The sequence below is a fragment of the Aurantimonas sp. A2-1-M11 genome (assembly GCF_036549475.1).
Classification (GTDB): Bacteria; Pseudomonadota; Alphaproteobacteria; order Rhizobiales; family Rhizobiaceae; genus Aurantimonas.
In genome coordinates, this window is record NZ_JAZHLI010000223.1 from 1 (window position 1) to 660 (window position 660).

Below are 660 nucleotides of genomic sequence, written 5' to 3' on the forward strand. Positions count from 1 at the left end.
CTGGTCTCGGTGTGCCGACGATGAACGCCATCGTTTCGGCGCTGCGCTTCTTCTTTATCCAGACGATCGACCGTCCCGATCTCGCCCGCAAGCTGGTGCGCCTGCGCTATCCCGCAGCCTACCCAATGTTCTCAGCCCCGACGAGGTGCGCCGTCTGCTCGGCGCCACCGTCTGCCTGAAGCATCTGGCGGCGCTCTCGGTCGCTTACGGCGCGGGCTTGCGCGCCTCCGAGGTGGCGAGCCTGAAGGTCGGCGACGTCGACTCCACCCGGATGCTGCTGCGCGTCGAGCGTGGCAAGGGCGGGCGCGATCGCAACGCCATGCTCTCGGCCGATCTCCTGGCCTTGCTACGCGAGTGGTGGGTCGAGGGGCACCGGCAGGGCATCCTTCACCGTGAGGGCTGGCTGTTTCCCGGCCAGAGCTGGGATCGGCCGATCTCGACCCGCCAGATCCATCGTGTCGTGGTCGAGGCGGCGCGGGCGGCCGATATCCCCAAGCGCGTCGGGCCGCACACGCTGCGCCATTCCTTTGCCACGCACCTCCTCGATGACGGCGTCGACATCCGCGTGATCCAGGTGCTGCTCGGCCACGCCAAGCTCGACACCACGGCGCTCTACGCCAAGGTCGCCGTGCGCACGGTGCGGGCCGTCGTCAGCCCGCT

General features: G+C 68.9%; 1 pseudogene. It reads left to right on the plus strand.

The annotated features are described in order from the left end of the window. Positions 1-660 (plus strand): annotated as a pseudogene (locus VQ042_RS25795) (tyrosine-type recombinase/integrase); the annotation flags it as partial.